This window comes from Acidovorax sp. NPDC077693 (genome assembly GCF_044542805.1).
Taxonomy (GTDB): Bacteria; Pseudomonadota; Gammaproteobacteria; order Burkholderiales; family Burkholderiaceae_C; genus Acidovorax.
Window position 1 is genome coordinate 91986 of record NZ_JBITVD010000019.1, and the last position, 18407, is coordinate 110392.

At 69.1% G+C, this 18407-nt stretch carries 12 protein-coding genes; 8 read left to right on the forward strand and 4 right to left on the reverse strand.

Annotated elements, in window-relative coordinates:
- Positions 1-54: 54 nt before the first annotated feature.
- Positions 55-1152 carry a 4-oxalomesaconate tautomerase gene (locus ACIGHN_RS23345; protein ID WP_396506412.1) on the reverse strand — a complete coding sequence of 366 codons (1098 nt, stop codon included), beginning with the start codon at positions 1150-1152 and terminating at the stop codon, positions 55-57.
- Positions 1153-1380: 228 nt separating this feature from the next.
- Between ACIGHN_RS23345 and ACIGHN_RS23350 the strand changes: the two genes are divergently transcribed.
- The 8 genes from ACIGHN_RS23350 (at position 1381) to ACIGHN_RS23385 (ending at position 14714) form a co-directional block, all read left to right on the forward strand.
- Positions 1381-2322, forward strand: a complete 942-nt coding sequence (locus ACIGHN_RS23350) for a LysR family transcriptional regulator (RefSeq protein WP_056410997.1) — start codon at positions 1381-1383, stop codon at positions 2320-2322.
- Complete coding sequence (mnmA, locus tag ACIGHN_RS23355; protein ID WP_396506413.1) at positions 2319-3440, forward strand: tRNA 2-thiouridine(34) synthase MnmA; 1122 nt, start codon at positions 2319-2321, stop codon at positions 3438-3440. The genes ACIGHN_RS23350 and mnmA overlap by 4 nt, the downstream gene beginning before the upstream one ends.
- Before the next feature lie 283 nt (positions 3441-3723).
- Positions 3724-4200: a cellulose biosynthesis protein BcsD gene (bcsD, locus tag ACIGHN_RS23360; RefSeq protein WP_396506415.1), complete on the forward strand. Its 477-nt coding sequence runs from the start codon at positions 3724-3726 to the stop codon at positions 4198-4200.
- 43 nt (positions 4201-4243) lie between these two features.
- Positions 4244-4903: a cellulose biosynthesis protein BcsP gene (bcsP, locus tag ACIGHN_RS23365; RefSeq protein WP_396506417.1), complete on the forward strand. Its 660-nt coding sequence runs from the start codon at positions 4244-4246 to the stop codon at positions 4901-4903.
- Positions 4900-5685, forward strand: a complete 786-nt coding sequence (bcsQ, locus tag ACIGHN_RS23370) for a cellulose biosynthesis protein BcsQ (protein ID WP_056411008.1) — start codon at positions 4900-4902, stop codon at positions 5683-5685. Before bcsP ends, bcsQ begins: the two co-directional genes overlap by 4 nt.
- Positions 5682-7868, forward strand: a complete 2187-nt coding sequence (bcsA, locus tag ACIGHN_RS23375) for a UDP-forming cellulose synthase catalytic subunit (RefSeq protein ID WP_396506419.1) — start codon at positions 5682-5684, stop codon at positions 7866-7868. The genes bcsQ and bcsA overlap by 4 nt, the downstream gene beginning before the upstream one ends.
- A 33-nt stretch (positions 7869-7901) precedes the next feature.
- Positions 7902-10223, forward strand: coding sequence for a cellulose biosynthesis cyclic di-GMP-binding regulatory protein BcsB (gene bcsB / locus ACIGHN_RS23380; RefSeq protein WP_396506421.1), 2322 nt, complete (start codon positions 7902-7904; stop codon positions 10221-10223).
- 99 nt (positions 10224-10322) lie between these two features.
- Positions 10323-14714: a cellulose synthase subunit BcsC-related outer membrane protein gene (locus ACIGHN_RS23385; protein ID WP_396506423.1), complete on the forward strand. Its 4392-nt coding sequence runs from the start codon at positions 10323-10325 to the stop codon at positions 14712-14714.
- Between the two features lie 174 nt (positions 14715-14888).
- On the opposite strand, the gene ACIGHN_RS23390 is transcribed toward ACIGHN_RS23385, so the two are convergent.
- From ACIGHN_RS23390 to ACIGHN_RS23400, 3 genes are all read right to left on the reverse strand, one after another.
- Complete coding sequence (locus ACIGHN_RS23390; protein WP_396506425.1) at positions 14889-16463, reverse strand: hypothetical protein; 1575 nt, start codon at positions 16461-16463, stop codon at positions 14889-14891.
- Between the two features lie 460 nt (positions 16464-16923).
- A complete protein-coding gene (locus tag ACIGHN_RS23395) occupies positions 16924-17637 on the reverse strand; it encodes a Bax inhibitor-1 family protein (protein WP_056411015.1) in 714 nt (237 codons plus the stop codon).
- A 146-nt stretch (positions 17638-17783) separates the two neighbouring features.
- Positions 17784-18359: a hypothetical protein gene (locus ACIGHN_RS23400; protein ID WP_396506427.1), complete on the reverse strand. Its 576-nt coding sequence runs from the start codon at positions 18357-18359 to the stop codon at positions 17784-17786.
- Between the last annotated feature and the right edge of the window lie 48 nt (positions 18360-18407).

Genomic DNA, 18407 nt, shown 5'->3' on the forward strand with positions numbered 1-18407 from the left:
TATCGATGTGCCCGCCGCACGGCAGTACGGTCTCGGTGTGGGAGCCGGGGGGCGTCAGTCGTGCGGCTCCAGCGTGTGGTGCGCCACGAACAGCGTGCCCTCCAGGATCTTTCGGGCCGTGCGCACCAGGGCGGCCTGCACCAGCGTGCAGTGGCCGTCCACCAGTGCGAGCTCCACGTCCACGTGGATGCGGCCGGCCGGGTGCAGCACCTCCACCCGGCGCGTGCCGGCGCTGGGCGCGGTGCGGGTGTCGGTGGCCACGGTGCCGGGCAGCACCATCGCGGCGGCCACGCCGATGGCGCCGGTCACTGCGTGTGAGCGGTGGCAGCGGCGGGGCGTGAAGTAGCGCGAGGTGATGCTGCCGGGTACCGTGCCTTCGGAGACGATCACCGGCTTGGGCAGCACGCTGTCCGACACATCGCCCATGCCCATGCGCAGCCCGGCTTCGCAGCGCAGGGCTTCGAGCCGGGCCAGCAGGGCCGTGTCGGCGTCGAGTTCGGCAGGCGTTTCGTCGCCGCGCAGGCCCAGGTCAGCGGCGCGCACCAGCACCATCACCTGGGCGGCGTCGATGCAGGTCACTGGCAGGCCGTGGAGGGTGTCGATGCGCTGGCCGGTCGGAAAGATCTGGCCCGTGACGGCGCCCCAGGCGTCGAGGAAGTTCATCAGCACCGGGGCGGCCGTGCCCTGCACGCCGTCGATGTGCACGTCGCCTTCGTAGTGCACCCGGCCGCCGCGGGTCTGCACCTGCACGTCGATGCGCGAGCGGGTGTTCACGTTGTAGACCCGCACCCGCGTCACGTCACCGGTGGCGCTGGCGGGCACCAGGCCTTGCTCGATGGCGAAGGGCCCCACGCCAGCGAGCATGTTGCCGCAGTTGGGGCGGGTGTCCACGCGGGCCTCGTCCACGCTGACCTGGGCGAAGAGGTAGTCCACATCGCAGTCGGCGTGCACCGACCGCGAGACGATGGCCACCTTGCTGGTCAACGAGTTGCCGCCGCCCAGGCCGTCGATCTGCAGCTCGTGCGGCGAGCCCAGGGCCGCTATCAGCGTGCGGTCACGCTGGGCGGTGTCCTGCGGCAGCCAGTTGGCCAGGAAGAAAGGGCCCCGGGAGGTGCCGCCGCGCATCAGAACGCAAGGAAGGTTGTAGCTCATGGGTCCGCATGGTGCGGCGCGGCGACTTGTTTGTGAATTGCATTGTTGGCAACGATTGATGCATGCTGTGCAATAGATGCCGCGTGCTTTTACGTGCTGAAATGGCATCTGTAAATTGCAACTTTGCGAAGCATTGGTGCACACGGAGCAATGGTTTTCGGGCCTTGGGCCCGCGTCCGCCGCACCTCTTTCAATTACCGCCAGAACGCCCAGCACCGCAGGACCGCCATGAACCAGAAATTCGATCTCGCCGACATCCAGGCCTTTGCCGCCGTGGCCGAGCTGCAGAGCTTTCGGGCCGCGGCCGAATCCATCCACCTGTCGCAGCCGGCCTTCAGCCGCCGCATCGACAAGCTGGAAGAGGCGCTGGGTGTGCGCCTGCTCGACCGCACCACGCGCCGCGTGACGCTCACGGCCGTGGGCCGCGACTTCGCGCGCAAGACGCGCGTGTGGCTCGACGACCTGGATGGCATGCTCATGGGCCTGGGCGACGTGGCGGCGCGGCGCATGGGCGAGGTGACCATTGCCTGCGTGCCCTCGGCCGTGTATTACTTTCTGCCGCAGGTGGTCAAGCGCTACCACGAGCGGTTTCCGAAGATCCGCGTCAAGGTGCACGACGCCAGCGCCAACGAGGTGCTGGTGGCCGTGGCGCAGGGCGATGCGGATTTCGGCCTCAACTTCATCGGCAGCCAGGAGGCCGAGATCGAGTTCAAGCCGGTGCTGGCCGAGCGCTTCGTGGCGGCCTGCCGGCGCGACCATGTGCTGGCGCGGCGCAAGAAGGTCTCCTGGGCGGAGCTGGGCCAGCACGACTTCATGTCGGTGGGCAAGACCTCGGGCAACCGCCTGCTGATGGACCTGGCGCTGGCCAACGTGCCCGACCGCCCCCAGTGCCTGTACGAGGCCAAGCACGTGACCACGCTGCTCGGCTTGGTGGAGGCGGGCCTGGGCGTGGCGGCGGTGCCCAGCCTGGCGATGCCCGGCAAGGACCACCCCACCCTCGTCAGCATTCCGCTGGTGGACCCGGTGGTCACGCGGCAGATGGGGCTCATCAAGCGCCGGGGGCGGTCGCTGTCCCCGGCGGCCCAGCAGCTCTATGACCTGCTGGTGGCTACGCGTACTGCGCGGCCGCGCAGCGCCGGGGCGTCCGCAAAAATACAATCGCAGGGATGACAGCATCCCCCAAGCAGCGCGTCGTCGTCGGCCTCTCCGGCGGCGTCGACTCCGCCGTGACCGCCCACCTGCTCAAACAGCAGGGCCATGAGGTGGTCGGCATTTTCATGAAGAACTGGGAAGACGACGACGACAGCGAGTACTGCTCGTCCAACATCGACTTCGTGGACGCGGCCGCCGTGGCCGATGTGATCGGCATCGAGATCGAGCACGTGAACTTCGCGGCCGACTACAAGGACCGCGTGTTCGCCGAGTTCCTGCGCGAGTACCAGGCCGGCCGCACGCCCAACCCGGACGTGCTGTGCAACGCCGAGATCAAGTTCAAGGCGTTCCTCGACCACGCCATGCGCCTGGGTGCCGAGAGGATCGCCACGGGGCACTACGCCCGCGTGCGCCAGAACGGGGCTTCGGGCCTGTTCGAGCTGCTCAAGGGGCTGGACCCCTCCAAGGACCAGAGCTACTTCCTGCACCGCCTGAACCAGGCGCAGTTGTCCAAGACGCTGTTCCCGGTGGGCGAGCTGCACAAGACCGAAGTGCGCCGCATCGCCGAGGAGATCGGCCTGCCCAACGCCAAGAAGAAGGATTCCACCGGCATCTGCTTCATCGGCGAGCGGCCGTTCCGCGAATTCCTGAACCGCTACATCAGCCACGAACCCGGCCCCATCCAGGACGACCGGGGCCGCACCCTGGGCAAGCACGTGGGCCTGTCGTTCTACACGCTGGGCCAGCGCCAGGGCCTGGGCATCGGCGGCATCAAGGAAAAGGGTGCCCAGCGCGGCGGCGGCGAGCACGAGCCCTGGTTCGTCGCCCGCAAGGACCTGGCCAGGAACACGCTGCGCGTGGTGCAGGGGCATGACCACCCCTGGCTGCTGTCGCACCAGCTCTCGGCCCAGGACGCCAGCTGGACAGCGGGTCACCCGCCGGCGCCGGGCGCCTACGCCGCCAAGACCCGCTACCGCCAGCAGGACGCGGCCTGCGAGCTGAGCGGTGCACAGGCGGACGGCTTCGGGCTGCGCTTCTACCAGGCGCAATGGGCCGTGACGCCCGGGCAGAGTGCGGTGCTGTACGACGGCGAGGTGTGCCTGGGCGGCGGGGTGATTTCAGGCGCTTCGGACTGAAACATTTACACACTACGATAGTTGCAAAAAACTATTAAATTCAGCATTTAATAGTTTTCTTGATGGTTGGTGTGGTTTGGTACCTACAAACCGGTCGGTAGTTGCCGGCAGTTGAACCAAGTTGACCTTTGGATGCAGGCCGAAAAGGGCGTGTGCGGATCAAGGCTTCTAAAATTCCGGCACGCTGATTGAAACCATGTGTATCAATCGGTGGTTCTGGTTTACCCTTAGTTCGGTCAATCCTGCGCCGGCCCGCCGCCGGTCTGATGTTCCTGCCTGCGCCATGTCCACTTCCGCCGCTTCCTTCCCCAGCCCAGAGATCGCCGAGCACCTGGCCACGCAGCAGTGCGCAGCGCAGTGGAGGGGGTTCCTGCAGGCGCTGACGGAAGAATTCGCGTCCTCCCTGGCCCCCGAGGATTTGCATGCGCTGATGTTCCGCGTGGGAACGCGCTTTGCGGCCGCGAACCCCCTGGCGCCCGCTGCCACGCTGGACGAGCTGCAGCGCGGCATGACGGCGGTGTGGGAGCGCATCGACTGGGGCTGGGTGCAGCTGTCGCAAGAAGCGGCGCGCTTGAACATCCAGCACAGCCTTTCGCCCGTATCTGCAGCATTCGGGGCGCGCCACGTCCAGTGGTCGGGCGGTTTCCTGGAGGGGGTGTACCAGAGCTGGATGGAGCAGGCCGGCTCCGGGGCGCTGCGCGTGGTCCAGGTGGCTCCTGCCGACGCCTGGGGCTGCGTGCAGTTCCAGCTGGCGCGCTGAACTGTGGCCCCGCACGCAACAACGCACAGACGGTGATTGACCTATGAAGCCCTCCGATGACGTCGTGAACCTCTTTCAACAGTTTGGCGCCAAGCCCGGCCCTTACCAGGAACTGGCGCGCCAGCAGGAGCACCAGCTGTCGCGTGACCGCTGGCCGCTGGTGACGGCGGTGCATGGCGCCGTGGCCGGGGACATCCCGTCGGTGGTGCGCCGCGGCGATGCCGCGGAGGCGGCTCCAGTGCCCGCGGTCCGGCCGAACGCTGTGCCGGCCGCCGCTCCCGCGGGTCCGGGTCCTGCCGCATGGGCGCAACTGGCCCCTGCGCCTGTATCGGCGCCCGCCCCTGCCCCTGCGGCCCTGGCCCCGGCTGCCGCTTCGGTGGACGCCTTGGCGCAGCCCGCACCCGTCGCCGCCCCCTTGATGTCTGCGGACCACGCGCCAGGCTACCGGGCGGCAACGCCCGTTTCTCCGGCCCCGGTGGCCGCATCGGCGCTGGCGTCGCGCTCGCCGCTGTCGGGCCTGGCGGGCCTGCGCTCCGGCGCTCCCGCCGCCGAAGCCCCTGCGCCCGCAGCCGGCACATTGCCCACGGACCTGCCCTCCGTGTTCGCCCGTTTGGCCGGGTCGGCCGCAGCCGCTCCGGCCGCCCCGCAAGCCGCACCCGCGCCTGCTCCGGTCTGGCAACCGCGCCGAGGTCCGTACCCATGAAGGTGATCGCTATCGTTTCCGCCAAGGGGGGCGTGGGCAAGACGACATTGACGGCGAACCTGGCCACGGCCCTGCAAAGCCAGGGCGTGGGCACGCTCCTGGTGGTGGACATGGACCCGCAGAACGCGCTGGGCCTGCACTTCGGTGCCGACCCGCGCGCGCTGGGCGGGGTGTCCCGCGCCAGCCTGGAAGGTGAACACTGGGGCGCTGTCTGCGTGCGCAGCCTCTCGGGGGTGAACGTGCTGCCCTTCGGGATGGTGAACGAGTCGGACCGGGTGGCCTTCGAGCGCCACCTGGACGCCCACCCTGCCTGGCTGGTCGAGCAGCTGCAGCGCCTGGAGCTGCCGCCCGACGCCGTGGTGCTGGTCGACACGCCGCCCGGCCCGTCGGTGTACATGCAGCAGGCGCTGTCGGCCGCGCAGGCGGCGGTGATCGTCAGCCTGCCCGATGCGGCCTCCTATGCGGCCCTGGCGCTCATGCAGCGCCTGGTGAATACATATTGCGCTCCCCGACCGGACTTTGTGGACGCGCTGTACGTGGTCAACCAGGTCGACAGCGCGCGCCAGCTGGCCAAGGACATCACGCGCGTCATGCAGGACAACCTGGGCGAACGCCTGGTCGGTGTGATCCATGAAGACCAGGCGGTGCGCGAAGCACTCGCCTACGACCAGAGCGTGCTGCAGTACGACGCCCACGGCCAGGCCGCCGACGACCTGCGCAAATGCGCGCGGGCGATCACCCAGCGCCTGCGCCTGCCGCTGCTGCCGGGAGCGCCGCGATGAGCGTCGACCAGCGCCCCCGGGCGGACGAAGTCGCCGACGCCGATTCGCACAGCCCCCAGGCGCACTGGCGCACGGTGGTGCATGCCATCACGGCGTGGGAGATCTGGACGCATCCTCTGGCGCGCGTGGCGGCGGTGGTGTTCAGTGCGCTGCTCATGGGCTTGGTCATCAGCGTGCCGCTGGACCTGCAGGGGCAGGTGCTGTTCTCGCTGGGCTCGTTCGGCGCCGCGCTGCTGCTGAGCAAGACCCCGGGGCGGCTGTCGACGCTGGCGATGATCGTGCTGTCGATCTCGGCCTCGTCGCGCTACATCTACTGGCGCTTCACCGACACCATCGGCTTCACTAACTGGGTGGACGCCGCCTTCGGCTACGGCCTGGTGCTGGCCGAGCTGTACGCGTTCGCCGTGCTGCTCATCGGCTACCTGCAGACCGCCTGGCCGCTGCAGCGCCGCCCGGTGCCCATGCCCGCGGACGTGAGCACCTGGCCCAGCGTGGACGTTTTCATCCCCAGCTACAACGAGCCGCTGGAAGTGGTGCGCCAGACGGTGTTCTCGGCCATGAGCCTCGACTGGCCCCAGGACCGCCTGCACGTGTACGTGCTGGACGACGGCCGCCGCCAGGACTTCCGCGAGTTCTGCGAAGAGCTGGGCGTGGGCTACATCATCCGTGACAACAACCACCACGCCAAGGCGGGCAACATCAACGCGGCGCTCAAGATCACGAACTCCGAGTACATCGCGATCTTCGACTGCGACCACATCCCGACGCGCTCGTTCCTGCAGGTCTGCATGGGCTGGTTCTTCAAGGACACCAACCTGGTGATGCTGCAGACGCCGCACGTGTTCTTCTCGCCCGACCCCTTCGAGCGCAACCTGGACACCTTTCACCGCATGCCCAACGAGGGCGAGCTGTTCTACGGCATCGTGCAGGACGGCAACGACCTGTGGAACGCGTCGTTCTTCTGCGGCTCCTGCGCCATCATCCGCCGCAAGGAGCTGCTGGAGGTGGGCGGCATCGCGGTGGAGACCGTGACCGAAGACGCGCACACCGCGCTCAAGCTCGCGCGCCTGGGCTACAACACCGCCTACCTCGAAGTGCCGCAGGCCGCGGGCCTGGCCACCGAGAGCCTGTCCGGCCACGTGGGCCAGCGCATCCGCTGGGCGCGGGGCATGGCGCAGATCGCCCGCACCGACAACCCGCTGTTCGGCAAGGGGCTCAAGTTCGGGCAGCGGCTGTGCTACCTCAATGCGATGCTGCATTTCTTCTACGGGCTGCCGCGCCTGGTGTTCCTGACCGCGCCGCTGGCCTACCTGTTCTTCGACGCGCACGTGTTCCAGGCCACGGCGCTCATGATCACGGCGTATGCGCTGCCCCACCTGGCCCACGCCAGCGTCACCAACTCGCGCATCCAGGGCCGCTTTCGGCACTCGTTCTGGAACGAGGTGTACGAGTCCGTGCTGGCCTGGTACATCATGCGGCCGGTGATCGTGGCCTTCATCAACCCCAAGCTGGGCAAGTTCAACGTGACGGCCAAGGGCGGCGTGATCGAGAAGGCGTACTTCGACTGGACCATCGCGCGGCCCTATGTGGTGCTGCTGCTGACCAACCTGGTGGGCATCGCCGTCGGCATCTGGAAGCTGTTCTACGCGGACGGCGACGAGACGACCACGCTGGTCATCAACATGGTCTGGACGGTCTACAACATCATCCTGCTCGGCGCGAGCGTGGCGGTGGCCAGCGAGACGCGCCAGATCCGCGGCACGCCACGCGTGGCGGCGGCCCTGCCGGCGGTGATCCGTTTCGAGAACGGCCGCACCCTGGTGTGCAAGACCGAAGACTTCTCGCAGCACGGCCTGGGGCTCACGGTGCCGCCCGAGAGCGACATCCCGATGGGCAGCAAGCTGTCGGTATCGCTGTTCCGCTCCGACGAGGAGGGCGTCTTCCCGGCGGTCGTCACCTTCAACGGCAAAGGCCGCCTGGGCGTGAAGTTCGACAACCTCACCCTGGCCCAGCAGGCAGAGCTGGCATCGCTGACCTTTGCGCGCGCCGACGCCTGGATCGCCACCTGGGGCACCGGCCAGCGCGACAAGCCGCTGCGCTCGCTCGGGAGCGTGATCACGATCGGACTGCGCGGCATGGGGCAGCTGGCCTCCACCGCTGTCAAGTCGCTGAAGCCCCGGTAGCCGTTCCGTTTCCTGTATCCGAAGATTCCACACATGACCTCCACACGACAACCGACAGATCGGCTGCCGCGCCAGCGCATGCTCCCCGCCATGCTGGCCCTGGCGCTGGCAGGAACGGCCGCCCCCGTCGCGCAGCTCGCTGCGGCACCTGCACCCGCACCGGCTGCGGAGACCACCGCCGGGTCGCTGCCGGCAGCAGGCGGCGTGCGTGTGCAGCGCAACAGCTTCAAGGAACTGGGCGCCCTGTTCCCGCTGCAGTTGCGCGGCGTGGACGGCACGAGCGGCGTGGCCTTCAGCGTGCGCAACGACGAAGTGGTCACGGGCGCGAAGCTCAAGCTCAACTACTCGTACTCGCCGGCGTTGCTGACCAACCTGTCGCACATCAAGGTGATGGTCAACGAGCAGGTGGCCGCGACCATTCCCGTCACCACGCAGCAGGCGGGCGAGAACCTGCAGCGCGAGATCACCATTCCGCCGCGGCTGATCACCGAGTTCAACCGGCTGAACCTGCAGCTCATCGGCCACTACACGATGGAGTGCGAAGACCCCCTGCACTCCAGCCTGTGGGCCAACGTCGGCAACGACAGCGTGCTGGAGCTGACCGTGGCCCCGGTGGCGCAGACCAACGACCTGGCGCTGCTGCCCCAGCCCTTCTTCGACCGCCGCGATGTGCGCCCGCTGGAGCTGCCCATCGTGTTCAACGCGGCGCCCAACACCGCAGCCCTGCAGGCGGCGGGCACGATGTCGTCGTGGTTCGGCGCGCTGGCGGGCTTTCGCGGCGCCAAGTTCCCGTCGCTGATCGGCGAGCTGCCGGCACGCGGCAACGCCGTGGTGATGGTGGCGGGCCGCGCGCAAGCCCCGGCCGGCCTGTCGCTGCCGGACATCCAGGGCCCCACGGTGGCGGTGGTGAGCCACCCCGCGGACCGCAACGGCAAGCTGCTGCTGGTGATGGGGCGCGACGATGCCGAACTGGCCGTGGCGGCCAAGGCGCTGGCGGTGGGGTCTTCGGCCCTGTCCGGTTCCATCGCGCGCATCACGGAGGTCACGGAGCTCAAGCCCCGCAAGCCCTACGACGCGCCCCACTGGCTGCCCAACGACCGGCCGGTCAAGTTCGGCGAACTGGTCGAGGCGTCTGCGCTCGACGTGTCCGGCTACTCGCCCGACCTGATCCGCGTGAACTTCTTCCTGCCGCCCGACCTGTTCGCATGGCGCCAGAAGGGCATTCCGGTGGACCTGCGCTACCGGTACACCCCGCGCCCCAACGCCGACAAGTCCACGCTCAACATCAACGTGAACCAGCAGTTCCTGCGCTCGCTGCCGCTGCGTTCCGTGACCCACGAGGAGCCCGGCACGTTCGACCGCCTGCTGACCAAGGTGCTGCCGCTGAGCGAAACCGGGCCGGAGCGCGAGAAGTTCCACATCCCGCTGTTCAAGCTGCCGTCGCAGTCGCAGCTGCAGATGCATTACTACTACGACGTGGTCAAGCAGGGCGCCTGCAAGGACGTGCCGCTGGACAACGTGCGCGGCTCGGTGGACGCGGATTCGACCCTCGATATTTCCGGCTTCAAACACTTCATCGCCATGCCCGACCTGGCCGCGTTCGGCAACGCGGGCTTCCCGTTCACCCGCATGGCCGACCTGTCGGACACCGCGGTGGTCATGCCCGACAAGCCGGGCCTGGCCGAGTACGGCACCTACCTGGGCCTGATGGGCATCATGGGCCGCGTGACCGGCCACCCCGCCATGGGCGTGACGGTGGCGCAGGCGCAGCAGGTGGACAAGCTCTCCGACAAGGACCTGCTGGTGATCTCTTCGGGCGGCGGCAACCAGCCGCTGCTCAAGCAGTGGGCCAGCTCCATTCCCGCGGCGCTGCAGGGCGACGCCAAGAGCTTTCAGCTCGCCGACCTGGCCCGCCGCCTGATGCGCTGGTGGGGCTTCGAGGAAGAGGCCGGAGTGCAGACGCGCCGCAACCAGGTGGCGTTCTCGAGCAGCAGCACCGATGCTTTCATCGCGGGCTTCGAGTCGCCGCTCAAGAACGGCCGCAGCGTGGTGCTGGTGGCCAGCAACCAGCCCGCCGGGCTGTCGCAGGTGGTGGATGCGCTGCTCGATGCCGATTCGCTCACGCACGTGCAGGGCAGCACCACGGTGATCCGCGGCAAGCAGGTCGACAGCCTGCTGGCCGAGAAAAACTACTATGTGGGCCAGTTGGGCCCGCTGCTGTACACACAATGGTTCCTCTCGCGCAATCCGCTGCTGCTGATCCTGCTGGGGGTGTCTGCCGCGGTGCTGGTGGCCATCGTCATGTACCTGTCGCTGCGTGCACGTGCCAGGGCCCGCCTCAAGCAGAAGGCCTGATGACGCCGCGCGGCGCATCGGCGCCCGCTGCGATGTTCTGAAACAAGCAAATCGTTCCCGGCCCCGTTGTGGGCCGGGGCCATCTGGGAGAAGGAAGGCATGGCCTCCAAACACCGTCGTCACCACACACTTGCGCTGGGGCTGATGGCCTCGATGATGGCGCCCGCGGCCTGGGCCCAGACCGGGGCCGAGCAGACGCTGCTCGACCAGGGCCAGTACTGGCAGGAGCGCGGAGATACCGACCGCGCGGGCGAGGCCTGGCAGAAGCTCTTGCGCATCAATCCCCAGAACGCCCAGGCCCTGTACGGGATGGCGCTGGTCGAGCTCAACGCGCAGCGCCCCGAGGGCGCGCAGCGCTACCTGACGCAACTGCAGGCGGCCCACCCGCGCAGCCCGCTGGTGAGCCGGCTGCAGGAGTCCATCCGCAACGGGCGCAGTGCCCCGCAGATCGAGACTGCACGCCAGCAGGCCCGCAGCGGCCAGGCCAGCCAGGCGCTGAGCACCTACCAGGCCGCGCTGGGTGACCGCGCGCCCACCGGCCCGCTGGCGCTGGAGTACTACCAGACCCTGGGCGCCACGGCGGGCGGCTGGGACGAAGCGCGCCGCGGCCTGGGCCGGCTGGCGCAGGAGTCCCCCGAAGACCCGCAGATCGCCCTGGCCCTGGCGCAGCACCTGACCTACCGCGACGCCACGCGCCGCGAGGGCATCGGCCAGCTGGCGCGCCTGGCGGGCCGACCCGACGTGGGCAAGGCCGCCACGGAAAGCTGGCGCAAGGCGTTGGCCTGGACGGGCACGCGCTCGGCCGACATCCCGCTGTACGAGAACTTCCTGCGTGCCAACCCGGGCGACACGGCCGTGCAGACGCGGCTCACCCAGGCGCAGAACCTGCAAAAGCAGGCGCAGAGCTCCGGCCGCCCGGCCGCAGGTGCCGACCCGCTGCGCCAGCGCACCACGGCCGGCTTCCAGGCGCTGGACGATGGCGAGCTCGATGCGGCGGAGACCGCCTTCTCGAGCGTGCTCGAAGCGCGCCCCGCCGACGGCGATGCGCTGGGTGGCCTGGGCATCCTGCGCTTGCGCCAGGAGCGCTTTGCCGACGCGCGCGGCCTGCTGGAGCGCGCCTCGCGCGCCGGCTCGGCCAGCCGCTGGAAGCAGGCGCTGGACAGTGCCACTTACTGGAGCCTGGTCGAGCAGGCCACCAGCGAGCGTGAGCGCGGCGACACGGCGGCCGCCCAAAAATCCCTGGAGCAGGCCGTGCGCCTGAACCCGGCCGAGGTCACGGCACAGACCGACCTGGCGGACCTGCTGGTCGAGGCCGGGCAGTACGACGCCGCCGAAGCCGCCTACCGCCGCGTGCTGGCGCGCCAGGCAGACAACCCCGATGCCGTGCGCGGCCTGGTGGGGGTGCTGGCCCAGAACAACAAGGCGGCCGAAGCGCTGGCCCTGGTCGAGAAGCTCTCGCCCTCGCAGCAGGAAAAGGTCGGCGCCCTGGGACGCCTGCGCGCAGCGCAGGCACTGGGCCAGGCCCGCGCCGCCACCGAGCGCGGGGATACCGCTGCGGCCCGCGTGGCGCTGGAAGACGCGCTGCTCAACGACCCCGCCAGCCCCTGGGTGCGCCTGGACCTGGCGCGCCTGTACCTGCGCATGGGCGCGGTGGCCGAAGCGCGCGGCGTGATGGACGGCCTGCTCATCTCCAACCCCAACATGCCCGAGGCGCTGTACGCCAGCGCGCTGCTGGCCTCCGAAGCCAGCGACTGGCCGGGCGCGCTGGCGCTGCTGGACCGCATTCCCGAGAAGCACCGCACGCGCGACATCGCGGCCCTGCAAAAGCGCGTGTGGGTGCATGTGCAGGCCTCGGCCGCCTCGGCCCTCGCGGCCGAGGGCCGCCAGTCCGAGGCCCTCGCCACGCTGGCCCAGGCCGAGTCGTTTGCCACGCAGGACACCGAATTGCTGGGCGCACTGGCCCTGGCCTATGCCGACGCCGGCGAGCCCCAGCGCGCCCTGGGCATGGTGCGCCAGGTGCTGGCGCGCACCCCGCGGCCCGACGTGGGGCTGCGGCTGCAGTACGCGGCCACGCTGCTCAAGACGCAGCAGGACGTGGAGCTGGCCGGCATATTGCGCCAGCTGCAGACCGCGCCGATGAACGACCGCGAACGCAAGAGCTTTGCCGACATCCGCCGCGCGTACATCGTGCGCCAGGCCGACGGCCTGCGCGAGGCGGGCGACCTCGTCGCTGCGTACGACACCCTGGCGCCGCTGCTGGCCGAGCAGCCCGACGAGCCGCTGGCCATGGCGGCCCTGGCCCGCATGTATGCGGCCAACAACGACTATGCGCAGGCGCAGGCGCTGTATGCGCGGCTTTTGGAGAAGTCGCCCAACGACGTGCCCCTGATCCTGCAGACCGCAGCCATGGCCACGGGTGCCAAGGACTACGGCTACGCCGAGTCGCTGCTGTCCGTGGCGCTGGCGCGCGCGCCGCGCGACCCCGAGGTGCTGACCGCCGCGGGGCGGCTGTACCGGGCGCAGGGCAAGAACAGCAAGGCCACCGAGTTTTTCACCGCCGCCGTCGCTGCAGAGAACGCGCAGCGCGACGCCGTGCTGGCCGCCAGCGGCGTGTCCACCGGCCCGGCCCGCATGGGCAATCCTTTTGCCCAGCGCGCAGCCCTGCAGCGCACCAGCAGCGGCCTGTCGGTGCCTGGGTCTGCGTCCGCTGGTGCCATGGCGCGCACCCCGCTGGGCTACACGCCCCTGCAGTACGCGCCCCAGCCTGTGGCGCGCAGCAATGCGCCGTCGGGGCTGTACATCCCGGATCCTGCCGGTGCGAGCCGTTTTGCGCCCGCGCCCCAGATGGTGGTCCAGGCACCGCCCATGACGCCGGCCAGCTACTACCCCGAGCTGGCCACGCCGGCCCCCGCTGCCGAGAGGGCCGCATCGCCATCCACCAATGCGCGGCGCAACGCGGCGGCGCCCACGGCGGGCCGCACCGCCGTGGCGCCCGCGCAGCGGCAGGCACCGGCGTCATCCGCCGCCGCTGCCCCGGCCGCGGGCGGCACTGGCGCGGCCAGCGTGCCCGCCTATGCCCCTGCCTACGCGCCCGCAGCGGTGCCGGCGCAGCAGAACGCCGCGGCAGGCTACATAACCCCCGCGCAGGGCTATGCCGGTTACCCGGGCATGCAGCCTTCTGCACAGCTGCAGCAACAACAGCAGCAGCGGGCGCAGGCGATGGCCCCGCAGCCGTCGGCATGGTCCACCGCAGGCACGTTGAACGCCGTGCCGGACCCCACGCGCCCGCGCACGGCGCGCGATGAGCTGCGCGAGGTGCAGCAAAGCCAGATCAGCAGCTTTTCCGTCGGCGCTACGGCCCGCGCCCGCCAGGGCGAGGCGGGCATGAGCCAACTGTCCGAGATCGAGGCGCCGGTGCAGCTCAAGATGAGCGTGGGCGATGGACACCTCATCCTGGGCGTGACGCCCACCGGTGCCAGTGCGGGCTCGCCGGGCACGCCGTACGGCACCGTCAGCCGTTTCGGCGGTGGGCCGGTCACGGCGCTCGACATGCCCGAGCGCGCTCCGGGCTCGCAGAGCGACAGCGGCATCGGGCTGAGCGTGGGTTACGAGTCCGGCAACTTCAAGGCCGACATCGGCACCACGCCCCTGGGCTTCGGCCAGGCGGACGTGACAGGCGGCGTGCGCTACCGCATGCCCATCAACGACGACCTGACCATGGCCGTGGACCTGTCGCGCCGCCCTGTGACCGACAGCCTGCTGTCGTTCGCCGGGGCGCGCGACGCCCGCACCGGCGACCGCTGGGGCGGCGTGTCGGCCACCGGGGGCCGCGTGGACCTGACCTGGGACGACGGCGAGCTGGGTGTGTACGGCTACGGCTCGCTGCACGGGCTGACCGGTGAGCGGGTGCGCAGCAATGCGCGCGTGGAAGCCGGTGGCGGCATGTACTGGCATGTGCACCGCACGTCCAACGCCGACCTGACCGCCGGCCTGAGCTTCACGGGGCTGTCCTACCAGCGCAACCTGCGGTACTTCACCGTGGGCCATGGCGGGTACTTCAGCCCGCAGCAGTTCCTCTCGTTCGGCATTCCCATCGAGTGGGCGCAGCGCAATGGCCGCCTGTCCTACCAGCTCAAGGGTTCGGTGGGCGTGCAGTACTTCAAGGAAGATGCCGCGCCCTACTTCCCCAACAGCCCCTCGCGCCAGGCGGCAGCGGCGGCGGCGGCCAGCGATGCGCTGGCGTTCGGCGAGACCGGCGCCACCGCCATCTACCCCGGGCAGTCGCGCACCGGCCTGGGCTACAACCTGGGCGCTGCCATGGAGTACCAGATGCATCCGCAGGTGTTCCTGGGCGGCCACCTGTCGCTCAACAACGCGCGCAACTACCGCGAGTTCGCCGGCGGCCTGTACGTGCGCTATGCGTTCCAGCCCTACACCGGCCTGCAGGCGTTCCCGGTCAACCCGCTGCGCTCGCCCTACGCCAGCAACTGATCACCGCGCCCCACGGTGCGGCGTGCCGGGCCGCTGCGGGCCGGTCCCGCCAGGACAAACCTGAAAAAGCCCCCCATGCCAGAAGCATGGGGGGCTTTTTTTTCAGCTCCTGCTGCGCGCAAGGCTGGAGGGTGGAGCGGGTGCCTCAGGCACCCCCTCCGATTCCACCGGCGCTCAGCGCGTACCGATGAAGATCGTCTGGAAGCGCTGGCCTGTCAGCGTGCGCGCAGCTGTCAGCACGCGCAGGCCCGTCACGGTCTGCCCTGCGGCATCAAAACGGGCGGACGCCACGCCCGTCTGGTTGGGCGAGCTGTTGAAGGGGCAGCCGCCGCCGGTGTAGGCCAGGTTCTGCACGCGGTAGAGATTGTTGCCGCCGCCTTCATACGCAGTGACCACGCCCGTGAGCGCGCAGCCGTTGCTGGTGGTGCCCTTGATCTCGCCCAGCGCGTTGAGCGTGAGGCTCATGCTCGTGCCGCCAAAGCCGATGGAGGGGCTGCTGTAGGTGCCTGCCAGGCGCGCGACCGACGAGGACAGCATCGCGTTGTACGGGAAGGTGGTGTCGGGCACCATCGAGAACGACGTCGCCGCGCTGCCCTGGGCGGGGTTGGCGTAGGTACCGGCAAAGCTCACGCCGGTGCGCGCGTCGCCGCTGAGCACCATCGACTCGGTGTACTGCGTCGCCAGCGTATTCTGGTGGTTGAAGTAGGCACCGTCGTTGGAGCTCACGAGGCTGCTGCCGGGCGTGACCAGCAGCGTGCCGTACAGCGCGTCGTAGCCCGCGCCGATGGGGCGGTAGAAGAAGTAGCCGCCGTCGGGGAGCACGGCCGCGGACACCGACGTGGCGCCCGAGCCGCTGACCGTGCCGGTCCAGTTGCCCGCCGCGCTCTGGGCCGTGGGGGCGGGCGTGGGGTTGTTGGGGCTGTCTGCCTTGCCTTCCAGCACGAAGGTGTTCGCCGGGCCGGTGGCGTTGCGGGTCATCATCCAGATGCCGCTGCGCTCCGTGGCGCTCACGTCGAACTTGAGCACCGCGACGCCGGCCTGCGTGGTGCCGGCGCCCGCGCACAGGGTTTCATTGCCCGAGAGGTTCATCGACACGCCGTACACCGCGGAGTCGCTGGCGCGCGGGATCACCGTGCCGGTGACCGTGCAGGCACCCACCGATCCGGTGAGTGCGCCTTGCGCCGTGATGGACAGCACCCAGTTGCCTCCGAACACACCGCCGCCGCGGTAGGTGCCTTCCATGAGCGACAGGCGTGCGGGGTGGTTGTTCAGGTCGCTGTAGTTGAGCTTGAACGTGGTCGTGGAGCCGGTGGCGGCCGCCGTGGCCACAGGGTCGCTGTAGTTGCCGCTGATGGCATTGGTGCGGCCCGTGGTCGCGCTGGCCGATGCGGTGCCGCGCAGCGTCACGTTGGTGGCGAACTTGCCGTCGCGCACCGAGAAGTACGTGACCCCGGTGGCCAGCACCGTGGTGCGGTCCACGTTGAGCCGGCCGTAAAGGCCGTCGTACCCGGCAGAGCTGGCCGCCTCGCGCGCCAGGTAGAACTCGCCGCCGGTGCCCGTCGGGCCGGGGTCGATATAGCCGAACACCTGGCGCTGCAGGGCGCCGGTACCGACCGTGCCCGACCAGACACCGCCCGGATACTGCTGCACGCCGGGTGCGGGGCCCACGTCCCCCCCGTCGGAGGAGCCGCCGCCGCAGCTGGCAAGCAATGCCGCACATGTCAGGGAGAGCCAGGAGAATTTGCGCATGATGGACTGGAAAGAAGATGCTGGAAATGACGGGAGTTCGGGGCGTGGCACTCTGCGGCAGCGTGGACTTGTCAGCCGCCTGGTGGCCGAGGCCAGCGCAAAAGACAGCGAGAGCAATGCCCGTCCAGCCCGAGAGACCGCCCGGCCAAAACACTGCGTGCGGGGCCGGGCTGCTGTATCCAATTGTGCCAGCTATGGGTAAAAAGGCCTTCTAAAAATCGCTTCCAGGCGTAGCGGCGGCCCCGGCGGGAATGACTGCCGTGGGCCCAGGCCGACGTGATCGATGGCTACGGTGTGGTAGCTATGAAATGTGTAGCAATAAAGGCAATCACAACAAGCGGCAGGGGCATTTTTGGCGTGTCCACCGCCGCCAAAAGAAAAGGCCGGGCACCCTTGCAGGTGTCCGGCCTTGTCAGCCTGTGGTGCCGCACCGTGTCTGGCGCGGGCTCGGCTGGGGGTATCAATCGTCGTTGGTCGCCAGGCTGATGAGGATGCGCAGCACGTACCAGAGCATCAGTGCGATGGAGGCGAACAGGTGCAGCGCAGCGCCTGCAGGGCGGTCGGCCGGGTAGTCGTGGATGATGCGCGAGGTGTCGTACAGCACGCAGGCGCCGGCAAACAGCACCATGATCCCGGAGAACCAGATACCGAGCTTGAAGCCGAAGATCGCACCGGCCACGATGGTGCCCAGCGCCACCAGGCCGCCCACCTTGAGGATGCCGCCCAGGAACGAGAAGTCGGACTTGCTGGTGAACGCCGTCCAGGTGAGCGCCGCCACCATCAGCAGCGTGATGAACGCTGCCGCACCGATGGCGCCGGGCACCAGCAGCTGGGCGATGCCGAACATCGGCGCGAAGATCAGGCCTTCGGCGAGCACGTACAAGCCCAGGCCCATGAGCTGGGTCTGCGGGTTCTCGGCGTTGTCGGCCAGGTGGGACGCCAGCCAGCCCACCAGCATGAAGGCGCCCATGACGCCGAGCCAGATGAACTTGTTGCCGCTGCCCATCAGCATCTTGGCGGTGGCGGTGGAAAAGCCGCTCATCATCAGCACGGCCGAGAGCACGACAAAGGCCAGGATGGCCGCGCCCAGGTGCTTGTACGTCGAGACGATGAAATCGCGCCGCTCCAGCGGTGCGCCGGCGGGTGTCTGGGGTGACAGTGCGTTGGGATTCATGGTGTAGGTCCTCCGGTGATGAAACTTATGGTTGCTGTGATCACGTTGTGCGGGAGGGGCGCGCGCCGGGCGCTACCCCTCCCTCCCTCTCGTGTTGCTGGTGGCGTGCCGCCATGCAGGTGCATGGCCGGGGCGCGCTGGAGGCATCAGGCGGCTGCGGCCTGTGCGTCTTGCTGGTCTTCGCTGCGCCGCAGCTTGCGGTTGGCCCACACGCCGCCCGCGCCGATCAGGGTCAGGAAGATCGCGAAGATCCACGTGCCCGCGCCGCCGAACGACTTGGCGTTGGACTGCGCTTCGGAGAGCAGGCGCTGCTTGCTGGCTTCGTAGGCGATCACGGGTTGGCCGCCGGTCACGATTTCATAGACGAGGTCGTTGTCGCTGGAGTCGAACAGCGCGGTCACCTTTTCATCGATCAGGTTGCCCACCAGGGTGGGTTGCGTGCTGTGGTCGATGCGCAGCTTGCGGTCTTCGCCGCCTGCTTCGGGCTTCACGGTGATTTCGTAGTACTTCTTGGTGGTGCGGCGCTTGCGCGTCACGGTGACTTCAGAAGCGCCCGTCACGGTGCCGGCCAGCGACGTCAGCTGCTCGCGCGGCTTGTAGGCGTGGTCGCCGTCGGCTTTCCACTGGCTCCAGACCGACATGCCGATCAGGCCCGGGCCGGCCAGCAGCAGCAGCCAAGCGTAGCCGGTGATGAAAATCAAGATCTTGCGGACGAATCCCATTGAAAACTCCCTGTGTGTGTTGTGTGTGTTTTTTCCTGTCCACCCGCT